Origin of the sequence: Bdellovibrio bacteriovorus str. Tiberius (assembly GCF_000317895.1) — a bacterium.
Taxonomy (GTDB): domain Bacteria; phylum Bdellovibrionota; class Bdellovibrionia; order Bdellovibrionales; family Bdellovibrionaceae; genus Bdellovibrio; species Bdellovibrio bacteriovorus_F.
In genome coordinates this window covers 15,429-33,532 of the sequence record NC_019567.1, presented here as the reverse complement: position 1 = coordinate 33,532, position 18,104 = coordinate 15,429, and the positions used below count along the sequence as shown (strand labels likewise).

Sequence of the window (18,104 nt, the reverse complement as noted above, 5' to 3'; positions counted from 1 at the left end):
GGGTCCTATGGGGCCCCTTTTTCATTTCTTCAAACGAAAACACAAACAAGAGTTCAAACCGGTCGTTTTAGTCACTGGATGTTCCTCCGGGATCGGTCTTGCGGTTGCGCATCTTTTGCGCCGGCATCCTGAATACCGCCTGGTGCTGACAGCGCGGGAAAAAAGCCTGGATAGACTTCGCGATGAATTTCTGGAAGATGAACGCCTGTTGATTCGTCCCTTGGATGTGACTTCTGAAACCGATCGTTCACTGCTGGTGAATGAGGTCAGCAAAATCTGGGGCGGCATCGATATTCTGATCAACAACGCCGGCATTTCTTATCGTGCCGTGGTTGAACACATGACCGAAAAAGATGAAGAGCTGCAAATGGCCACCAACTATTTCGGGCCGATGGGATTGATCCGTCTGTGCCTTCCGCACATGCGTGAAACGGGCAGGGGAAAGATCATCAACGTGTCTTCCGTCAGCGGGATGCTGGCGATGCCGACGATGTCTTCGTATTCGGCTTCGAAGTTCGCGCTGGAAGGCGCTTCGGAAGCCTTGTGGTATGAGATGCGCCCCTTTGGGGTGACGATCTCTCTGGTGCAACCAGGCTTCATCCACAGCCCTTCCCACAAGAACGTCTATCACACCCAGAACTCGGATCCGGCCCGCAACTGGAATGGACCGTATTGTGATTTCTATAAGAACATGACCCCGTTTGTGGAAAACATGATGAACATGTCGCTGACCACTCCGGAAAAAGTCGCCAAACAGATTCTGCACACCATGAAAACCGAAAACCCGCCACTGTGGATTCCGGCGACCCTGGATGCGACGGTATTTTATTATATCCGCCGACTGCTGCCACGCCGGGTGCTGTTGCCGTTCCTGTACTGGTGCCTGCCGGGGGCGCGGCATTGGGCTAAAGAGCACACGCACAGGCGCTCTTAGGCGGCCAACTGGACCTTGGACTTGTTTGGGGGTTTGGGGTTGAGTTCCCGTTAACCTCTTGATGGACTGAAGTCGTCTTCAATATAGAGACCTTTGAAAAGCATGGAGGCTGATCATGGGAAATAATCTAGCGAAGACAGTGGTTGCGGCAACTGGACTGCCACAGGACCCTGTCGAAAGAGAATTCAACAGTTTGCTGGAAAAGCACGGGAAGAATCCCGACAGCCTGACGCTGGAAGAACTGCGCGAGGTGATGGCGGAATACCTGCAGATGGTCTTCCTGGAAATGCATGTCGAGGATGGCGCCGAGAGCGCTTAATCAATTCAACCCCTTAAAACGAAAAAAGCCACACTATCTCAGTGTGGCTTTTTGTTTTTAAACCCGGTGGGGAATTACTTCGCCGCTACCGCTGTTTGTTTCGCTCTTTTTTGCAAAGTCTTCATCGCACCGTTGATGAAATCCGCTTGAGATTTCACTTTCGTGTAAACGCTGACCAGAGAGCAGTCATCTTTACCGTCTTTACCGGCACCACGGCTGGTGATACCCCAAACGTACTGCTGACCTTTTACCTCCAGGAACGCCGGACCACCGGAGTCACCGTGGCAAGCACCTTTACCCTGGGACTGATCCAGAAGGATTTCAGTTTTACCGAAGGATTCAACGATCTCAACATCCACTTTGCGAAGACGATCGTCAGATTTTGTGTTCACGCCATCTGTTTCGATCAGACCGTAACCCGCCAAAGTCACTTTCGTGCCTGCAACCAGCAGGGATTCATCAGACAGGAACTTCGCCACTTTGTAGCCCGGAGCCATGTTGCCCGCGAACTTCAAAACCGCCACGTCGTTGGCGTCTTCACCTTGCTCGCCCATTTTGCCGTAGTCTTCATGAACAACTGCATCCGTCACCAGGCGAACATCTGTTCTTTCCATTTTATTGATGTCAGTGTTGAAAATAATATAGATAGCGACTTCTTTGTATTCTTCGCCCACAACCGGAACGCAGTGACCTGCCGTCAGAACCATGTTGTTTTTAAGCAGGGAACCCGTGCAGATGAAAGAACCTTCCTGGCCATCCTGAGTTTGTACAGAAGCGATAATAGCCACTGTGGTCTTTGCGATGGAATCAGAAGTCTCTACCGGCTCGCCGCCGATAATGCTTGTGCCTTGAGTGTTTACCGCGTTTTGAGAAGCCGGTGAACACGCCACCAAACCTGCCAGAACCGTCGTCGTCAGAACCAATGCTTTAGATACGTTGATTAGTTTCATGTCGCCCCCTACCTTCCCCAAAAGGTGAGGCCGTTAAACACCCAAAATGGCACCGGTGCAATACAATTTTTCAAATGTGGTCCATAAAAAAGTCTTATGGATAAAAAGAAAAGGGACCCTACAAGGGTCCCTTTTAAGAAACATTCAGCTTTCAGAAGACTGTAATGCGGCTTACGCGCGCTCAACAGCGATCTGGATCTTTGCTTCCATGCCTTCAGAATAACGAACAACCGCTTTGTGCTGACCCAATACTTTGATTGGCTCTTCCAAGTGGATGTCACGACGGTCAACAGAGTGACCCATTTTCTGAAGTTCTTTAGAGATGTCTGTAGTTGTTACAGTACCGAACAATTTGTCAGTGTCACCCGCAGCCAATTTGAATGTAACTGTAGTGCCGTTGATTTTGTTCAGGATCTCTTGTCTTTCAGCCAAAGCTTTTTTCTTTTTCGCTTCAGCAACACGTTGCAAGTGCTCGTACTCTTTTACGCGTTTTTCAGTAGCTTCAGCAGCCAGTTTGCGTGGGAACAGGAAGTTTCTCGCGAAACCTTCAGAAACGTTCACCAACTCACCAACACGACCTACATCTTTAACGTCTTTTTGAAGAATAACTTTCATGTGATCTCCATAGTTTTTAGCTGTTTTCAGACGGTGCCTTCATTTTGCGAAGACGCGCTCTGAAATCAACCCAGTAATCGATCAAGCCAACCACTGCCAGAATCGGCAATAACTGACCGACCAAGATTATGTACGTCAGAACCCGAATGAACAATCCTGCTCTCATCGAATTCAGAAATACCTCCAACACTGCCAGCCCCTGGAAGAAATAAAGAACGATTGCGACGTTCAAAATATTTACTGCGAGGATAGCAATGGCCTTACCGCCAAAACTCACCATTGTCAGAAGGAAGGCTGTCATCGCCACCCAGATAAAATAATCGGGCAAACGATATTCCAACAACTTGAGCTGAGAGGCAATTTTCTCGCGGGGCAAATTGAGCCACGAAAAAACCCTTCTCTCAAAAATAAGTCCCAAACCCAGGGCTAACACCAAAATGATAACCACGGCCGAGGGAACCTGCTGCATCAGAACACCCGGATCCATTTTCACAGCGGGATTCATTTCCTGAACCTTCTGTGCGAACTTTTCCACCAGTCCCTGAACTTCAGCATACGTGTTGATGCCGTTTCTTTTGAAAGCCCCCAGGATACCCAGGCCAGCGGCCACAGATCCCACGAAGACACTCAGCAGGCCCGAAATCCACCACCCAAGTCCTCTTTGTTCCATTTCCATATAGGCGCCTAAAGTCATCCAAACAGAGCCTAGAAACAGAGCGAGAGGTTGAGCGTTCAGGAGCCACGCTGCTCCTGTGACCACGATCCCCAAAATCCAAAAGGCGACGGGGCCGTAAGTCTGGCGCAAAACACGCAGAAGAGGGGCGCCCATAACCACAGTGAGCATCGACAACAAAATCGAGAGAGATGAAATTGTGATGAACTTCTGTGGGGTCGCCGTCTTCTTCATGGCTTACGCCTTTTCTAAATTATTCGCCTTTGTCGTAACGCTCAGAACGCTCTGCTTTAGCAGCAGCAAATGCAGCTTTACGGGCAGCAGCTTTTGCTTCACGTTCTTTTTCACGAGCTGCAGATTCAGCAAGGCCTTTTTTGAAGCCTTCCATGAATTTGCCCAATGAAGTGCGCTCATCCAGGCGAGTGTGCATAAAGCGAAGAACTTTGTCGTTGATACGCATAGTTCTTTCAAGCTCTGCAATAGCTTGAGTATCTGCTTCAAATGTAGAGTGGAAGTAGACAGCTTTTTTCAGCTTACCAATTGGAGTTGCCAAAGTTCTTTTACCCCAAGTTTCCAAAGAGTTGATGGAACCTTTGTAGGATTCAATCGTAGCTTTGTTCTTCTTGAAAAGATCTTTTTGATCTTCCAGAGTAGCATCTGGGTGCATAAGAACGACAACCTCGTAAGGTTTTTTCGTTGTAGTAGTTTCCATTGAACTATCCTTTCGGTTTATAGCCCCCACCTCTGTGTGCGGGAGCAAGGATGACTTTTTAAAATGTTTTACGGGTTTAGCACGGCTTTGGCCCAAGCACAAGGAATAGGCAATTGAATCCCCAAGAAACCAGCCCTAGAATGTGTAAATGGTCACATTTATTGAGATTATGGACGGCCCCAACGAAGGTTCCCGCTTCAAAGTTGAAGAGGGTTTGACCCTGGGTCGATCCAAGGCCGACATCATCATCAAGGACGGAAAAGTCTCCAGCACCCACGCCCAGTTTGCGGTGGACGGGAAGGGGCAGTACGTTCTGCAGGATCTGGAATCTTCCAACGGGATCCATATCAATGGCCGCCGTGTGAAAAAAGTGGCCTTATTACCGGGGGTTATCTTTGAGCTGGGAAGGACCCAGTTCAAAGTCGTGACCGTCGAAGAAGAACTCGCATTGGATTTCAGCCGCCTGATCACCTGGCGCAGTATTTTGCAAGACCGCTTGGGGGCGCTGACGGCCCCTGAAACCTCCGAGCCGCCAACCTTGCAAAGCTTCAGTCCTGCGCTGCGTCTACAGTTCATTCAGGGTATCCAAACCGATGAGGAAATTATTTTAGGGTACGGCCCCCGAAAGGCCGGGGCCGACTGCCTGGATATTGAGCTTTTGGACGACGAAGCCCCTAAAGAGGCCTTTGAACTGCACTCAGGACCGGGCATGGTGGAAATTAAAATTAAAGCACCTGGCCGGGTCACCCTTAACAATAAATCCGTAGATGCCGAAATGTTAAAAGATGGGGATTTGATTTCTGTGGGGAACACCCTTATTAAAGTCACCTACATCTAGAGGAAGGCATCATGCAGACCACACCCAAAACCACCGGCAGCTTTGAAAGCTTCGACGGCACTCCGATTTACTACGAAGTGCGCGGCGAGGGCGAGCCTCTGGTATTGGTGTATGGCATCGCCTGTCTGCTGAATCACTGGCATCACCAGATTGAATACTTCTCGAAGAAATATCAGGTCATCAGTTTTGATCTGCGCGGGCATCAGAAATCCTGTCCCGTCGCCGACGTCAGCCAACTGACCGTGGAAGCCCTTTCCAAGGACATTATCGGGCTTATGGCGCATTTAAATATCCGCAAGGCTCACTTTGCCGGGCACAGTTTTGGCGCGCCTCTGCTGCTGGATTTGTACGAAAAAAAGCCGGAACTGTTTTTGTCGATGGTCTTCATCAACGGCTTTGCAAAAAATCCGATCAAGGGCATGTTCGGCCTGGATGTCGTTGAACCGTTTTTCTATTTTGTGAAGTCACAATACGAAAATCAGCCGGACGTGTGGAATACTCTGTGGAAACTGGCCGTTGATAATCCGATGTCGATGTACATCGCAGCCCTGGCGGGTGGATTCAATCTGAAAGTCACGCATTTCAAAGACATCGAGGTCTATGCCCGTGGCGTGGCCCGCATGAATCTGGAAGTGTTCCTGAGACTGTTTGAAGAGCTGATGAAATACGACGGCGAACCGGTGCTTGAAAAAATCGAAGTGCCGGTGCTGATTATTTCCGGCGAAAAAGACATGGTCACGCCGATCCGCTTTCAGTATCACTTCAAAGAAAAAATCAAACACTCGGAATTTGCCCTGGTGCCTTACGGGTCCCACTGCACACAGCTGGATTTCCCGGACTACACCAATCTGAAAATCGAAAAATTCCTGATCGACGTCAAAGAAAGAAAAATCTGAATCCGAAAAATAAAAAAGCCACTCATTTACCGAGTGGCTTTTGCTTTTTCAATCACCAGTGGGGCTTATTATCTCCACGCCGCTTTAGTGATATCGAAACCGTATCTGTTAACTGAATCATCGGAAGTGAAGACGATCTTCACATACTCTCCATCAATAACCGGAGAGAATGTTTCATCGTTCTTGCCACTCATGTTGCCGACAAGTTTTCCATTGGCATCAAAGAACTCCACTTTGTCATAGTCTCTCTCAGTGTCGAACTTGGAGAAATAGACGGAGATCTGTTTTGCGCCCGGTACAGAAACTTCATACACCAGGTTGGATTTGTTGGTGTACGGGTGCGGAGTGGAGTGGGCCACGTCCACAGTCTGCCAGTTTACTGGATCGTTTGGATCCGGCTGGGGCAGGGTGTTTGTCAGCATGGTGTAAGCATTTGCCAAACCACCTTTGGATTTACCACGAAGACCCGCCAGAGGCTTGGACGTCGCGATAATTCTTTCTTTCATCTCGATACCCGTCAGATTCGGCTCAGCCGTTGCCAGAAGAACCGCCATACCAGACACGTGAGGTGTCGCCATGGACGTACCGGACCAGGAATCATAACCCGCACCTGTGATGGAGGAAACGATGTTCACACCCGGAGCGCCCACGTGAACTTTGGTTTTACCATAGTTCGAGAAGGAAGCGATCTGACCGCGGTTATCAATAGCTGCTACAGACAACACGTTTGGCACATCGTAAGTTGCAGGGTAAGTCGGGTTGGAATCGTTGTTGTTGGATTCATTCCCCGCAGCCGCCACAAACAAAGTACCTGCTGCATTGGATCTTTCGATCGCCTGTTTCAAAGTCTCAGAGTAGCCACCGCCACCCCAGGAGTTGGAAAGGATCTTTGCACCCTTGGAAGTTGCGTAATCAATGGCTTTCAAAGCGCCATCCAAAGAACCGGAACCGCTCGCAGAAAGGAATTTCACACCCATGATGCGAACATTCCAAGCCACACCCACAAGGCCTTTGCCGTCATCACCGGAAGCGCCGATCGTGCCAGAGCAGTGGGAACCGTGACCGTGGTCATCCAGTGGATTGCCAGTAGGTTTTGCCGCGGTTACGAAGTTTGCACCGTAGATATCATCGATGATGCCGTTGCCGTCGTCGTCCACGCCGGCTTTACCGTTTAGTTCTGCATCGTTCGTCCAAAGATTGGATTTAAGATCCGGATGGTTGTAGTTGATGCCTGTGTCGATCACGGCAACAACAACATCTTTGGAACCCGTCGTGATGTTCCAGGCTGCTTCCGCACCGACATCGATGCCGGCAATGCCTTCACGTTTTTGGGAATCCGCCTGACCGGTGTTGATCATGCCCCACAATTGACCCAGCATTGGATCGTTGGGAGTTTTGTTGATTCTATAGATGAAGTTTGGTTCTACGATGTCCACGTTTGGATTCATCGCCAGGGACTTCATCACGTTGGATTGGATTTCAAACACCGGGCGTTTGATCACGACGATGTTTTGACCGGGGATTACATCTTTAATGTAAGAACCCAGATCCTGGCTCAGCTCTTTCATGGAAGAAACAGCTACGGCCTCGTCCTTGAATTTTACGATGAATTCACCAGGTACGGATTCAGGCGTTGCTGCAAACGCGTTCAATCCTGTGATCAGCAAACCAAAGATGGCTGCCTTGGAGGCTCTTCCGATAAGCCCTGTCATATGATCCTCTCCTTCATTGGGTGATTTTCCAGAAAGCGAAGGGGAAAAATTTTCCCAGACGTTTCCTAGTTCCAAAATGGTACCAATGTGAGAGGGGGCTGGTTATCTATCTTTCGATTGTGGTTAGATTTCTTAAAAATTTTGGCTCAAAGTCCAGTAGTATCCAGACGAAAGTCCAGTGGTGAGCAGGGAATTGCACCGGGCTCTCGACTAAGACACAGCTTTTTTGCTGGGCTTTGGTCTAGGTGACTCTTCAACAAAATCAAAGCTGAGTTGTTGAGGAGCTTTAAACTGAACAATGCGTTCAGGGTTTGCCGCCATCTCTTTTTTCTCCGACGGGGTCACCACGTTGACGCCCGTTGAAGCTTTAATAAGGTGCTTGATAAAGGCTTCTTTCACACTGTCAGGTGCGTTTTTGTTAAAGCCCAGTTCTGCCATCAGTTGATCAATCTTCTTCATAAGCCCAATCCTTGGTCTAGTTTCGGAAGTTTGCTGAACAAGCTTTAGAAGTATTCGAAGATGATTTGATTCAAAGATGTCTCTCAATAAGACAGACCTTTGATGCAGAATTTAAAGGTTAAAGGTGCCTGGTGATTTTTTACACCTACAACGCGTCATCTTACCTAAGTAACTGAAATCACGCGGGGTTGAAAAAACAAATCTTAGATTCTAGAAAAGAAAAAGGGAGTCCTTGGGACTCCCTTTAATGCATTGTTGCCAGAAATAACAACCAGGCACCTTTTAGCCGGCGCCGCCGTCTTTGTGTTTTTCACGTTTTGTGACGTTCGCCACGAAGAATTCGCGGTTCATGCGGCTGATGTTAGTCAGCTGGATTTCTTTCGGGCAAGCCGCTTCGCAGGCACCTGTTGTGGTACATGCACCGAAGCCTTCAGCATCCATCGCGCCCACCATGCGCATCGCACGTTCTTTTCTTTCAACCTGACCCTGCGGAAGCAAAGCCATGTGAGAGATCTTGGCAGAAGTGAACAGCGCCGCAGAGGCATTCTTACAAGCCGCCACGCACGCACCACAACCGATACAAGTCGCAGAAGACATTGCTTCATCGGCATCCGCTTTCGGAACCAGAATCGCATTGGCATCAACGGCATTGCCGGTGTTCGTGGAAATGAAACCGCCAGAAGAAATCACGCGGTCCAAAGCCGAACGATCCACCATCAAATCCTGGATCATCGGGAAGGCTTTTGCACGGAATGGTTCAATTGTCAGAACCGCACCGTCGTTGAAATTACGCATGTGCAACTGGCACACGGTTGTTGATTTCATCGGACCGTGAGCTTCACCGTCGATCACAAAACCGCAGGTCCCGCAGATGCCTTCGCGGCAGTCATGGTCAAAAGCAATCGGCATATCACCTTTTGCCACCAGTTCTTCGTTCACAGCATCCAGCATTTCCAGGAAAGAAGCGTCTTCAGAAACATTCTTTGCCTGATACTCTGCAAAGGCCCCTTGGTCTTTCGGGCCTTTTTGTCTCCAAACTTTCAAAGTCAGATTAATATTTTTTCCAGACATGCTACGCCTCTTATTTATAGCTACGAGTTGCTAGGTGTACGTTTTCGAAAGTAAGCTCTTCCTGGTGACGAACTGACAGTTTGTTGTCGCCAGTGTATTCCCAAGCAGCCACGTGACAGAAGTTCTCGTCATCACGTTTGGCTTCGCCATCCACCTGATACTCTTCACGGTAGTGACCACCACAGGATTCGTTACGCTCCAAAGCATCACGACACATCAATTCGCCAAGCTCAATGAAGTCCGCCACACGGCCGGCTTTTTCAAGCTCCACGTTCAGATAGTTCGCATCACCCGGAATACGCACGTTGTTCCAGAATTCCTCTTTGATTTTTGGAATCTCTTGAAGGGCTTTTTTCAAACCAGCTTCGTTACGACCCATACCACAGTATTCCCACATCACGTTGCCCAGCTCTTTGTGGAAGCTGTCGACCGTGCGAGCACCCTTGATATTCATCATCTTGGTGATTTCTTCTTTCACGCCATGAGCAGCGGCCTTGAACGCCTCGTGAGTCGTCGCCACTTTTTCAAGTTTTGTTCCACCCAGATAGTTACCCAGAGTGTATGGAAGAACGAAGTAACCATCCGCCAGACCCTGCATCAGCGCGGAAGCGCCCAGACGGTTTGCACCGTGGTCAGAGAAGTTTGCTTCACCCGCAACGAACAGACCCGGGATTGTGGATTCCAGGTTGTAGTCCACCCACAAACCACCCATGGTGTAGTGAGGAGCCGGGTAAATCATCATTGGCTGTTTGTATGGATTCTGACCGGTGATTTTGTCGTACATGTCGAACAAGTTTCCGTATCTTTCAGAAATCTTGTCTTCACCCAGACGTTTGATCGCATCCGCGAAATCCAGGTAAACCGCTTTACCAGCTTCATTCACACCACGGCCTTCGTCACAGCGGTATTTCGCCTGACGGGAAGAAACGTCACGCGGAGCCAGGTTCCCGAATGACGGGTAGATGCGCTCCAGATAGTAATCGCGTTCGTTTTCAGGGATCTCGTTCGGATGACGTTTGTCACCGACAGCCTTAGGAACCCACACACGACCGTCATTACGAAGGGATTCGGACATCAACGTCAGCTTGGACTGATTGTCGCCATGAACCGGGATGCACGTCGGGTGAATCTGTGTGTAACAAGGATTTGCGAAGTAAGCGCCACGTTTGTGGGCTTTCCACGCTGCCGTCACCGCACAGTTCATCGCATTGGTGGAAAGGAAGAAGACGTTGGAATAACCGCCGGAAGCGATCACAACTGCATCAGCTTCGTGGGATTCAATTTCGCCCGTCAAAAGATTGCGAACGATGATTCCGCGGGCCTTGCCGTCGATCACCACAACATCCAGCATTTCGCGGCGGTTGTACAGATCCACGGTTTTTGCATCCACTTGTCTCATCATTTCAGAATACGCACCCAGCAACAGCTGCTGACCGGTCTGGCCGCGGGCGTAGAAGGTACGGGACACCTGCGCGCCACCGAAAGAACGATTGGAAAGAGTTCCGCCGTATTCACGGGCGAAAGGAACCCCTTGCGCCACCATCTGATCGATGATGTTCGTGGACACTTCCGCCAGACGGTGAACGTTGGCTTCACGAGCGCGGAAATCCCCGCCCTTTACGGTGTCGTAGAAAAGACGGTAAACAGAGTCGCCGTCATTTTGGTAGTTTTTCGCCGCATTGATACCACCCTGAGCCGCCACTGAGTGGGCACGGCGAGGGGATTCATGCACGCAGAAGGCTTTGACCTTGTAACCAAGTTCACCCAAAGAAGCAGCGGCGGATGCGCCGGCAAGACCGGTGCCCACCACGATGATGGAGTGCTTTCTTTTGTTCGCCGGATTTACCAGCTTGGAACTGAACTTGTGATTCGTCCATTTGCTTTCAATATTACCACTGGGAATTTTGCTGTCTAATTTGTTAGCCATTGTGTGTCCCCTTAGTTACCGATAAGGAAAATGTAAACAGGTTGAGCGATGAAACCCGCAGCCACAACCACGGCATATCCGTAGCTGAGTTTTTTCCACGTGTCTCTGTAAGTGCCTTCCATCAAACCCAATGACTGGAAGGTGGAACCAACACCGTGACTAAGATGGAAGCCCAGAAGAACCAGACACACCACATACCATGCGATGTAAGCAGGGCTTTGGAAAACTTCAAACATCAGTTTCGCCAGGTCACGCATCACCACGCCGTTAACGGTGGTTTCATAGTGCGTGCCGTATTTGAAAGTGATCAGGTGAAGAATAACGAAGATCAGAATCAAAGATCCTTGAATCGCCATTGTTCTTGAAGCCAGGGAAACGCGCTTCGATCCTTTTGCCGCCACTGCGTATTTCTGCTCTTTCGCTTCACGATTGTTTTTCGTAAGGCTGATGGCGCAGAAAACGTGAACGATCAACGCCAGAACCAGAACGGTTTCTGCGACGTAGATGATATTCCCGCTTGTGAGTGCGTGGCCGTAAGCATTGTAGGCATCGTTACTTACGAAGATGAGTAGATTGCCGGCCATGTGTGCGAGAACAAATCCCGCCCATACTAAACCGGTGATTCCCATTAGGTACTTTTTCCCGACGGTAGATCCGAGAAATCCAGACATGGTGTAGAACCCCTTGTTTTTGGTGTGTATTTTCTCAATAAGTTTCCACTTACCATACTCCCGGGTGCAGCTTTTTGTCCATGTCCCCCGTCATGTTTCGCGACACGTTAAATATACAATTTAGTTTTGCCTTTCCTGGACTTGGGATAGAACGAAACCCTCTTAAAAACGGGGTAAAACATGAAGATTTTTGTGTGTATCAAGCAGGTGCCTGACACCGAAACAAAGATTAAGATCTCTCCCGACCAGACTGGTATCGACACGGCGGGTATTAAATGGGTTATGAACCCTTATGACGAGTATGCGGTTGAAGAAGCCAACAAGCTTCGCGACGCAAATCCGGGATCCCAAGTATGGGTTCTGTCTGTTGGACCAAAGGCTCGTGTGGTTGAATCCTTGCGTACGGCATTGGCTATGGGCGCTGACGAAGCGATCGTGGTTAACGGCGAAGGTCTGGACAACTTTGCCACGGCAAAAGCTTTGGCTGAAGTGATCAAGGCTGAAGGCGGCGCAAAAGTCATCTTCTCCGGCAAACTTGCAATTGATGACAATGCTTCCTCTGTCAGCCAGATGATGGCTGAATTCCTGAACGTTCCTCACACCACAGTGGTATCGAAATTCAATTTCAATGGCGAAAACGTTGTTGTTGAGCGCGACATCGAAGGTGGTGCAAAAGAAGTAGTGCAAATGATGACTCCAGCGGTTGTGGCGGCGAACAAAGGTTTAAACATGCCTCGCTACGCAAGTCTTCCAGGCATCATGAAAGCCAAAAAGAAAGTGATCAAAGAAATCGAATTCGCTTCTTTGAACATCCCGGCTTCTGAAATCAAAATCAAATACTCCGGCTTTACTCTTCCGGCTGATAAACCAGCTGTAAAAATGCTTTCTGGCGATGCTTCTGCACAAGCGTCCGAGCTGGTTAAACTTCTTCGCGATGAAGCGAAGGTTCTGTAAGGATTAAGACATGGGTAAAATTCTGGTTTTTGCTGAACACACAAACGGTAAACTAAAACGCAGCTCTCAAGAGCTTCTTCAGGCGGCAGCCGCTTCCGGCAACACGGTTGTTGCGGTGGCTTTCGGTTCTCACGCAGGTGATGTGACCGCAGCTTTGGGTCACAATGGTGCTTCTGAAGTTCACGTGGTTAAAGACGCTTCTTTGGATTCATACAATCCAGAGGCTTTCACTGCAAACATCGCAGCGATCATCGGCAAGGTTCAGCCTTCCATCATCCTGGCTTCCGCATCCTCCACCGGCAAGGATCTGTTCCCTCGCGTGGCGGCTCGTTTGGGCGTGGGTATTGCAAGTGACTGCACGACTTTGACTATTTCCGGTGACAACGTGACTGCGGTTAAACCAATGTACTCCGGCAAATGTTTTGCGACGGTGAACTTTGAAAACAGCGCAGTTAAAATCGTTTTGATGCGCGCCAATCAGCTTCCAGTGGCGGCAGCGGACACTTCTAAAACTGCAAACGTGGTTGAACACGCGGCAGCTGCGGCAGACCTTAAAACCTTGATCAAAGAAATCGTGAAAGGTGCTTCCGAGAAATTGGATCTGACTGAAGCTAACATCGTTGTCAGCGGCGGTCGTGGTCTGAAAGAAGCGGCAAACTTCAAGATTTTGAATGATCTTGCTGACGTTTTGGGTGCCACGGTAGGTGCTTCCCGTGCAGTTGTTGATGCGGGCTGGGTTGGTCACGGCATGCAGGTTGGCCAGACTGGTAAAACAGTGGCTCCGACTTTGTACATCGCGGTGGGTATCTCCGGCGCTATCCAGCACTTGGCTGGTATGAGCGGATCCAAAGTGATCGTGGCAATCAATAGCGATGCCAACGCACCGATCTTCCAGAAAGCGACTTACGGCATTGTGGGTGACGCCCTGGATATCGTTCCAAAACTGACAGAAGAGTTCAAAAAAGCTCTTCACCACTAATCGTGTTTAGAAAGTATATTCTTCCGATTATTGTTTTCGTCTTCTACCGAACCCTCTCATGGACATGGAGGGTTCGGCTTATCGAGCCTGACTCCCTGAAACAATCTGTTGATTCCGCAACTCCATCTCCGGTGGTGCTTGCGCATTTTCACGGTGATGAGCTGGCACTTTTATCCATCGTCAAAAGATACCGTATTGCCACCATCGCTTCGCAATCCAAGGACGGCGAACTGATGGCGACCGTGCTGAAATGGCTGGGGGCAAAAACCAGTCGCGGTTCTTCCACGCGTGGTGGGGTGCAAGCCTTGAAAGGTCTTTTGCGTTTGGTAAAAGACGGGGGAAATTGCAGCTTTGCTGTGGATGGTCCAAAAGGCCCGTTACACAAAGTCAAACCCGGAGTGTTCGAGCTTTCACGCATGATTCACGGTCCGATTTACGCCGCGGGCGTGGCGTGTGATCGTGCGATTCATTTCCCAAGATCATGGAATAAAACTTTCCTGCCAAAACCCTTCGCCAAAGTGATCATTTACTGGGTGGGACCGATGGCTCCAGTGAGCAAAGAAATCGATCCGCGAAACCCAGACCTTGCTCTAGAGTTAGAGGCTCTTTTGCACCAAGCTAGGCAGCAAGCTCTTAAATTCATTGCGGATAATGATGCCCAGTGCTAGCGTTTTAGCATAGTTCTCATTCAACTTTTTAAAGGGACTTTTGAAGCATGAAACTTGTAATCAGCATCTTGTTGCTCATCTCTGCGACCGCTTTTGCACAGAAATCCACGGACGTCGTGGCTCAGGTGGGTAAAAAAACTATCACGCTTGAAGACTTCAATAAAAAGTACAACGAAGTGAAGTCTCAGACCATCAACCCGCCAACCAAAGAACAATTCCTGGAAGACCTGGTTCGCTTTGAAATGGGTGTTCAAGAGGCGGAAAAGCGCAATCTGCAAAAAGACCCTGTCGTTCAATCCCGCTTTGACCAGGAGATGTACAAAGCCCTTCTGGAAAAAGACATCGGTCAGCGTGTTCAGAAGATCCAGGTTTCTGATGCGGAAATGAAAGCATGGTATGCCAAAAATCCGGAACTTCGCACCAGCCACATCCTGATTGAGTTTAAAGCAGGGGCTACTCCGGCGCAGGTGGCTGAAGCAAAAAAACGTGCGACAGAAATCTACGAAGAGGTTAAAAAGAGCAAAAGACCATTTGAAGAGCTGGTTAAGCTTTACTCTGATGATGCTCTTTCCAAGCAGGTTGGCGGCGATATCGGCTGGCAATCCCGCGTGACACTGGTTCCGAATTACTACGAAGCGGTTGTCAACATGAAGGTCGGTGAGGTTACGGGGCTTATCGAAACTCAGTTTGGCTTCCACGTTATTAAACTGACCGGTCGCAGAAGCTTTGAGAACGCGAACAAACGCCAGATCAGAGCGGCCGTTTTCGATGAAAAAAGAAAACAGGTCTTTAACGACTACTTCGAAAGAATGAAGAAGTCTTATCCGATCAAAGAAAACAAAGGTCTTCTTAAATAAGGATTTGATCCGATGAAATTTTCAAAGAGCCCCGCACTGACGGGGCTTTTTATTTTTATGAGCCTCGCTTTGGCGGGATGTCCATCAAGCTATCAGAAACTCTCCACGAAACCCGTGGAGAAGGTGAATGATCACGTTCTGACCTCCAAGCAGTTCGCCAACCAGCTGGCACGAAGACTAAGAAACTTCGACGCCCTGGCGGCAAAGGATCCCAACAACATCCACCGTATCAAAGAAGAAATTCTGCGCGACTTCCTGGTGAAAAGCCTGACCCTGGACTGGGCAAGGGCTCAGAGTATCGTGATATCGGAAAACACCCTGGATAAAGAAGTCGACAAACTGCGCGCGAACTATCCGGATGATCTTTCTTTCCGCCGGGCCCTGGCTTTGGAAAATCTGTCATTTTCGGAATGGCGTGAAGAACTGAGATATTCCCTGGTCGAACGAGAGGTCTTTAAAAAGATCAACGAAAAGGTCAAGGCCCCCACTGAAGAAGAGATCAAACGCTACTACGAAGACAACAAGGACCGTTACAAGCGCAAAGAGCGCGTGTACCTGCGCCAGATCGTGGTGGACGAGGACGCCAAGGCTGACGCCATCAAAGTCGACCTGAAAACCGGCGATTTTGCGGAACTTGCAAGAAAGTATTCCATCACTCCTGAAGCCAAGCAGGGTGGGGTTGTAGGCTGGATTGAAAAAGGCTCGGTGGATTACTTTGATCCCCTGTTTAACGTCGGTTCCGGCGTGCAAACAATCAAAAGTCCCTTCGGAATCCATCTGATTCGTGTGGAAAAGAAGGCTCCGGCCTCCACTTTGTCGCTGGAAGAGGTCAAACCACAGATTATCCGGGCGCTTCGCGCACAACGCGAGCAGGCGGAATACGTGGCGTGGCTTGATGCCCAGCTCAGAAGTAGTAAAGTCTTAAAGGACTATGAACTGATGAATTCCATCAAGGTGGATACACGAGGAACCAATGATTAATCTTCTTTTTGCTTTGCTAGTGGCTACACCAAGTCATGCCGAGATTGTGGAAAAAACTGTGGCTATCGTAAATAGCGAACTGGTTTTGGAATCTGACTTCAAAGATCTTGTAAAACGCATTCCAAAACAGGGCATGGTTGATGAGTCTTTGTTGTTTGATAAACCAGCCACCAGCCTTGTCGGCAACCGCAAAGCGCAACTGGATTACCTGATCAACGAAAAGATCCTGCAGTCAGAGATCAAACGTCTGAATCTGGCCGTCACCAACGATCGCGTGGAATCCGAACTGAAAGAAATGGCCCGCAAAAACCAGGTCAGCGAAACAGAACTGGCAAAAGTGATTCAGCAACAGGGCGTTTCCATGGATGACTATCGCCGCTTCCTGAAAGACAGCATTGAAAAACGCTCTTTGATGGATGCCGAGATCATTTCCAAACTGCGCATCTCTGATGAAGACGCTTTGAATGAATACCTGAAAACGAATCCGAACAACCGTCCTTCCATTGACGAGTTCTCGGTTTCCCACATCTTCTTCAACCCGAAAAAAGGCGGCGCGGAAGCGTCCATCAAACGTGCTGAAACCGTGCTGGGTAAACTTCGCAGCGGTGAAAACTTTGAAAACCTGGCGCAGCAGTTCAGTGAAGATCCCAATTTCTCCACCGGTGGCGCCTTGGGAACTTTCAAATCCGGCGACTTCCTTCCGGAAATTGAAGAGGCTATTTCCAGCCTGAAAGTGAACGAGACCACTCCGATTGTGAAATCCCGCATGGGCTTCCACATCGTGAAACTGACCGGTAAAAAACTGACCACCGATCCGAAGTTTGAACGCGCCAAAGACAAGATCAAGGCGCAGCTTCTGGAAAACAGCTTCAAACGTCAGTTGAAAAACTGGCTGCAATCCAAACGCGATGAATCCTTCATCCGTATCAATGAGTAAACTTCGAATCGCACTTACGACCGGGGATGTGGATGGCATTGGCTTTGAAGTCACGGCCAAGGCTCTGCATCACCTGGGTCCACAAAAAGGCGTGCAGTTTCTGTTGTGGCGCCAAGACGGTGCTTCACAAAAGTATCTGAAACTGATTGATCAAAAATTTGAGCGTATCACCGTGGATGACCTTTCCCAGGCTCTGGAAATCGAAGGTCCCTACCTGATTGATATTGCCTCGGACCTCGCACCTGCAGAATGGGTGGAATCAAGCGCCAAAGCCTGCCTGAAGAAAGATATTCACGCGCTGGCCACTGCGCCCCTGTCGAAGACCTCGATCAAAGCGGCGGGCTTTAAAGACCTGGGACACACGGATATTTTAAAAAGACTTTCCGGCGCCAAACATGTGCACATGGGTTTTGTCGGTGAAAAGTTCAACGTGGTTCTGGCAACGGCACATCTACCGGTGAAAGAAATCACCAAGCACTTAAGTTTCAGCGTGCTGGCGGAAGCACTTCTTAACGCCAATGAACTAAGAAAGAAGCTTCCCGCAGCCCAGGCTAAAAAACCCATCGGCGTTTTGGGGCTCAACCCCCATGCCGGCGAGGCGGGCCTGATCGGGCAGGAAGAGCTTTTGTTCTTCCCCGAGCTTGTAAGTTTTGCCAAAGAAAAGAAGATTCCGTTTGAAGGACCCTTGGTTCCGGATGCGGCTTTCTTCCCGCAAAACTGGAAGAAATATTCCGTATATTTGAGCCTGTATCACGATCAGGGCCTGATTCCGTTTAAAATGATTCACGGGCAGGACAGTGGCGTGCATATGACCCTGGGGATCCCGTTTATTCGCACCAGTGTGGATCATGGCACTGCCAAGGATATCTTTGGTAAAAACAAAGCCAACCCCCATTCGATGATTGATGCCGTTCGCTGGGCGGTAAAATTAGCTCGACTCTAGAGCGCAGA

General features: G+C 49.3%; 20 protein-coding genes. 11 read left to right on the top strand and 9 right to left on the bottom strand.

Annotated features, from left to right (window positions below; all coding sequences use genetic code 11):
* The first annotated feature begins 7 nt into the window (after positions 1-7).
* On the top strand, positions 8-934 hold the full coding sequence (locus BDT_RS00170; RefSeq protein WP_015089243.1) for an SDR family oxidoreductase: 927 nt from the start codon (positions 8-10) through the stop codon (positions 932-934).
* A 115-nt stretch (positions 935-1,049) separates the two neighbouring features.
* On the top strand, positions 1,050-1,253 hold the full coding sequence (locus BDT_RS00165) for a hypothetical protein (protein ID WP_011162659.1): 204 nt from the start codon (positions 1,050-1,052) through the stop codon (positions 1,251-1,253).
* Between the two features lie 74 nt (positions 1,254-1,327).
* On the opposite strand, the gene BDT_RS00160 is transcribed toward BDT_RS00165, so the two are convergent.
* The 4 genes from BDT_RS00160 to rpsF all read right to left on the bottom strand — a co-directional run bounded on the left by BDT_RS00160 (position 1,328) and on the right by rpsF (position 4,203).
* Complete coding sequence (locus tag BDT_RS00160) at positions 1,328-2,203, bottom strand: S1 family peptidase (protein ID WP_041576717.1); 876 nt, start codon at positions 2,201-2,203, stop codon at positions 1,328-1,330.
* Positions 2,204-2,374: 171 nt separating this feature from the next.
* Positions 2,375-2,818 (bottom strand): 50S ribosomal protein L9, encoded by a 444-nt coding sequence (gene rplI / locus BDT_RS00155; RefSeq protein WP_015089240.1) that lies wholly within the window; start codon positions 2,816-2,818, stop codon positions 2,375-2,377.
* A gap of 16 nt (positions 2,819-2,834) precedes the next feature.
* On the bottom strand, positions 2,835-3,725 hold the full coding sequence (locus BDT_RS00150) for a DUF2232 domain-containing protein (RefSeq protein ID WP_015089239.1): 891 nt from the start codon (positions 3,723-3,725) through the stop codon (positions 2,835-2,837).
* A gap of 19 nt (positions 3,726-3,744) precedes the next feature.
* Entirely contained in the window at positions 3,745-4,203 is a 459-nt protein-coding gene (rpsF, locus tag BDT_RS00145; RefSeq protein WP_015089238.1) for a 30S ribosomal protein S6, read from the bottom strand.
* Positions 4,204-4,351: 148 nt separating this feature from the next.
* Here rpsF and BDT_RS00140 point away from each other — a divergent pair, with 148 nt between their 5' ends.
* Both BDT_RS00140 and BDT_RS00135 read left to right on the top strand, forming a co-directional pair.
* Positions 4,352-5,041 (top strand): FHA domain-containing protein, encoded by a 690-nt coding sequence (locus BDT_RS00140; protein WP_041576715.1) that lies wholly within the window; start codon positions 4,352-4,354, stop codon positions 5,039-5,041.
* An 11-nt stretch (positions 5,042-5,052) separates the two neighbouring features.
* Positions 5,053-5,937: an alpha/beta fold hydrolase gene (locus BDT_RS00135; protein WP_015089236.1), complete on the top strand. Its 885-nt coding sequence runs from the start codon at positions 5,053-5,055 to the stop codon at positions 5,935-5,937.
* A gap of 68 nt (positions 5,938-6,005) precedes the next feature.
* On the opposite strand, the gene BDT_RS00130 is transcribed toward BDT_RS00135, so the two are convergent.
* The 5 genes from BDT_RS00130 to BDT_RS00110 all read right to left on the bottom strand — a co-directional run bounded on the left by BDT_RS00130 (position 6,006) and on the right by BDT_RS00110 (position 11,777).
* A complete protein-coding gene (locus BDT_RS00130; protein ID WP_015089235.1) occupies positions 6,006-7,649 on the bottom strand; it encodes a S8 family serine peptidase in 1,644 nt (547 codons plus the stop codon).
* Positions 7,650-7,859: 210 nt separating this feature from the next.
* On the bottom strand, positions 7,860-8,108 hold the full coding sequence (locus BDT_RS00125) for a hypothetical protein (RefSeq protein WP_015089234.1): 249 nt from the start codon (positions 8,106-8,108) through the stop codon (positions 7,860-7,862).
* Positions 8,109-8,390: 282 nt separating this feature from the next.
* Positions 8,391-9,179: a succinate dehydrogenase/fumarate reductase iron-sulfur subunit gene (locus tag BDT_RS00120; RefSeq protein WP_015089233.1), complete on the bottom strand. Its 789-nt coding sequence runs from the start codon at positions 9,177-9,179 to the stop codon at positions 8,391-8,393.
* A gap of 10 nt (positions 9,180-9,189) precedes the next feature.
* Complete coding sequence (locus tag BDT_RS00115; RefSeq protein WP_015089232.1) at positions 9,190-11,106, bottom strand: fumarate reductase/succinate dehydrogenase flavoprotein subunit; 1,917 nt, start codon at positions 11,104-11,106, stop codon at positions 9,190-9,192.
* Between the two features lie 11 nt (positions 11,107-11,117).
* A complete protein-coding gene (locus tag BDT_RS00110; protein ID WP_041576713.1) occupies positions 11,118-11,777 on the bottom strand; it encodes a succinate dehydrogenase cytochrome b subunit in 660 nt (219 codons plus the stop codon).
* A 180-nt stretch (positions 11,778-11,957) separates the two neighbouring features.
* Here BDT_RS00110 and BDT_RS00105 point away from each other — a divergent pair, with 180 nt between their 5' ends.
* The 7 genes from BDT_RS00105 to BDT_RS00075 all read left to right on the top strand — a co-directional run bounded on the left by BDT_RS00105 (position 11,958) and on the right by BDT_RS00075 (position 18,096).
* Positions 11,958-12,731, top strand: a complete 774-nt coding sequence (locus BDT_RS00105) for an electron transfer flavoprotein subunit beta/FixA family protein (protein ID WP_015089230.1) — start codon at positions 11,958-11,960, stop codon at positions 12,729-12,731.
* Between the two features lie 10 nt (positions 12,732-12,741).
* The gene (locus tag BDT_RS00100; RefSeq protein ID WP_015089229.1) at positions 12,742-13,710 is read left to right on the top strand and encodes an electron transfer flavoprotein subunit alpha/FixB family protein; all 969 of its coding nucleotides are present in this window, start codon (positions 12,742-12,744) and stop codon (positions 13,708-13,710) included.
* A gap of 134 nt (positions 13,711-13,844) precedes the next feature.
* Complete coding sequence (locus BDT_RS00095) at positions 13,845-14,378, top strand: lysophospholipid acyltransferase family protein (RefSeq protein ID WP_235046204.1); 534 nt, start codon at positions 13,845-13,847, stop codon at positions 14,376-14,378.
* Between the two features lie 47 nt (positions 14,379-14,425).
* Positions 14,426-15,235 (top strand): peptidylprolyl isomerase, encoded by an 810-nt coding sequence (locus BDT_RS00090; RefSeq protein WP_015089227.1) that lies wholly within the window; start codon positions 14,426-14,428, stop codon positions 15,233-15,235.
* A gap of 12 nt (positions 15,236-15,247) precedes the next feature.
* A complete protein-coding gene (locus tag BDT_RS00085; protein WP_015089226.1) occupies positions 15,248-16,216 on the top strand; it encodes a peptidylprolyl isomerase in 969 nt (322 codons plus the stop codon).
* A complete protein-coding gene (locus tag BDT_RS00080; RefSeq protein ID WP_235046203.1) occupies positions 16,209-17,153 on the top strand; it encodes a peptidylprolyl isomerase in 945 nt (314 codons plus the stop codon). Before BDT_RS00085 ends, BDT_RS00080 begins: the two co-directional genes overlap by 8 nt.
* Positions 17,146-18,096, top strand: a complete 951-nt coding sequence (locus tag BDT_RS00075) for a 4-hydroxythreonine-4-phosphate dehydrogenase PdxA (RefSeq protein WP_051026248.1) — start codon at positions 17,146-17,148, stop codon at positions 18,094-18,096. Before BDT_RS00080 ends, BDT_RS00075 begins: the two co-directional genes overlap by 8 nt.
* Positions 18,097-18,104: the final 8 nt, after the last annotated feature.

What these genes read in the sequence shown, in the direction of transcription:
- BDT_RS00170 (WP_015089243.1), top strand. Translation starts at nt 8, where the DNA reads ATGGGGCCCCTTTTTCATTTCTTCAAACGAAAACACAAACAAGAGTTC.
- BDT_RS00165 (WP_011162659.1), top strand. Translation starts at nt 1,050, where the DNA reads ATGGGAAATAATCTAGCGAAGACAGTGGTTGCGGCAACTGGACTGCCA.
- BDT_RS00160 (WP_041576717.1), bottom strand. Translation starts at nt 2,203, where the DNA reads ATGAAACTAATCAACGTATCTAAAGCATTGGTTCTGACGACGACGGTT.
- rplI (WP_015089240.1), bottom strand. Translation starts at nt 2,818, where the DNA reads ATGAAAGTTATTCTTCAAAAAGACGTTAAAGATGTAGGTCGTGTTGGT.
- BDT_RS00150 (WP_015089239.1), bottom strand. Translation starts at nt 3,725, where the DNA reads ATGAAGAAGACGGCGACCCCACAGAAGTTCATCACAATTTCATCTCTC.
- rpsF (WP_015089238.1), bottom strand. Translation starts at nt 4,203, where the DNA reads ATGGAAACTACTACAACGAAAAAACCTTACGAGGTTGTCGTTCTTATG.
- BDT_RS00140 (WP_041576715.1), top strand. Translation starts at nt 4,352, where the DNA reads ATGGTCACATTTATTGAGATTATGGACGGCCCCAACGAAGGTTCCCGC.
- BDT_RS00135 (WP_015089236.1), top strand. Translation starts at nt 5,053, where the DNA reads ATGCAGACCACACCCAAAACCACCGGCAGCTTTGAAAGCTTCGACGGC.
- BDT_RS00130 (WP_015089235.1), bottom strand. Translation starts at nt 7,649, where the DNA reads ATGACAGGGCTTATCGGAAGAGCCTCCAAGGCAGCCATCTTTGGTTTG.
- BDT_RS00125 (WP_015089234.1), bottom strand. Translation starts at nt 8,108, where the DNA reads ATGAAGAAGATTGATCAACTGATGGCAGAACTGGGCTTTAACAAAAAC.
- BDT_RS00120 (WP_015089233.1), bottom strand. Translation starts at nt 9,179, where the DNA reads ATGTCTGGAAAAAATATTAATCTGACTTTGAAAGTTTGGAGACAAAAA.
- BDT_RS00115 (WP_015089232.1), bottom strand. Translation starts at nt 11,106, where the DNA reads ATGGCTAACAAATTAGACAGCAAAATTCCCAGTGGTAATATTGAAAGC.
- BDT_RS00110 (WP_041576713.1), bottom strand. Translation starts at nt 11,777, where the DNA reads ATGTCTGGATTTCTCGGATCTACCGTCGGGAAAAAGTACCTAATGGGA.
- BDT_RS00105 (WP_015089230.1), top strand. Translation starts at nt 11,958, where the DNA reads ATGAAGATTTTTGTGTGTATCAAGCAGGTGCCTGACACCGAAACAAAG.
- BDT_RS00100 (WP_015089229.1), top strand. Translation starts at nt 12,742, where the DNA reads ATGGGTAAAATTCTGGTTTTTGCTGAACACACAAACGGTAAACTAAAA.
- BDT_RS00090 (WP_015089227.1), top strand. Translation starts at nt 14,426, where the DNA reads ATGAAACTTGTAATCAGCATCTTGTTGCTCATCTCTGCGACCGCTTTT.
- BDT_RS00085 (WP_015089226.1), top strand. Translation starts at nt 15,248, where the DNA reads ATGAAATTTTCAAAGAGCCCCGCACTGACGGGGCTTTTTATTTTTATG.
- BDT_RS00080 (WP_235046203.1), top strand. Translation starts at nt 16,209, where the DNA reads ATGATTAATCTTCTTTTTGCTTTGCTAGTGGCTACACCAAGTCATGCC.
- BDT_RS00075 (WP_051026248.1), top strand. Translation starts at nt 17,146, where the DNA reads ATGAGTAAACTTCGAATCGCACTTACGACCGGGGATGTGGATGGCATT.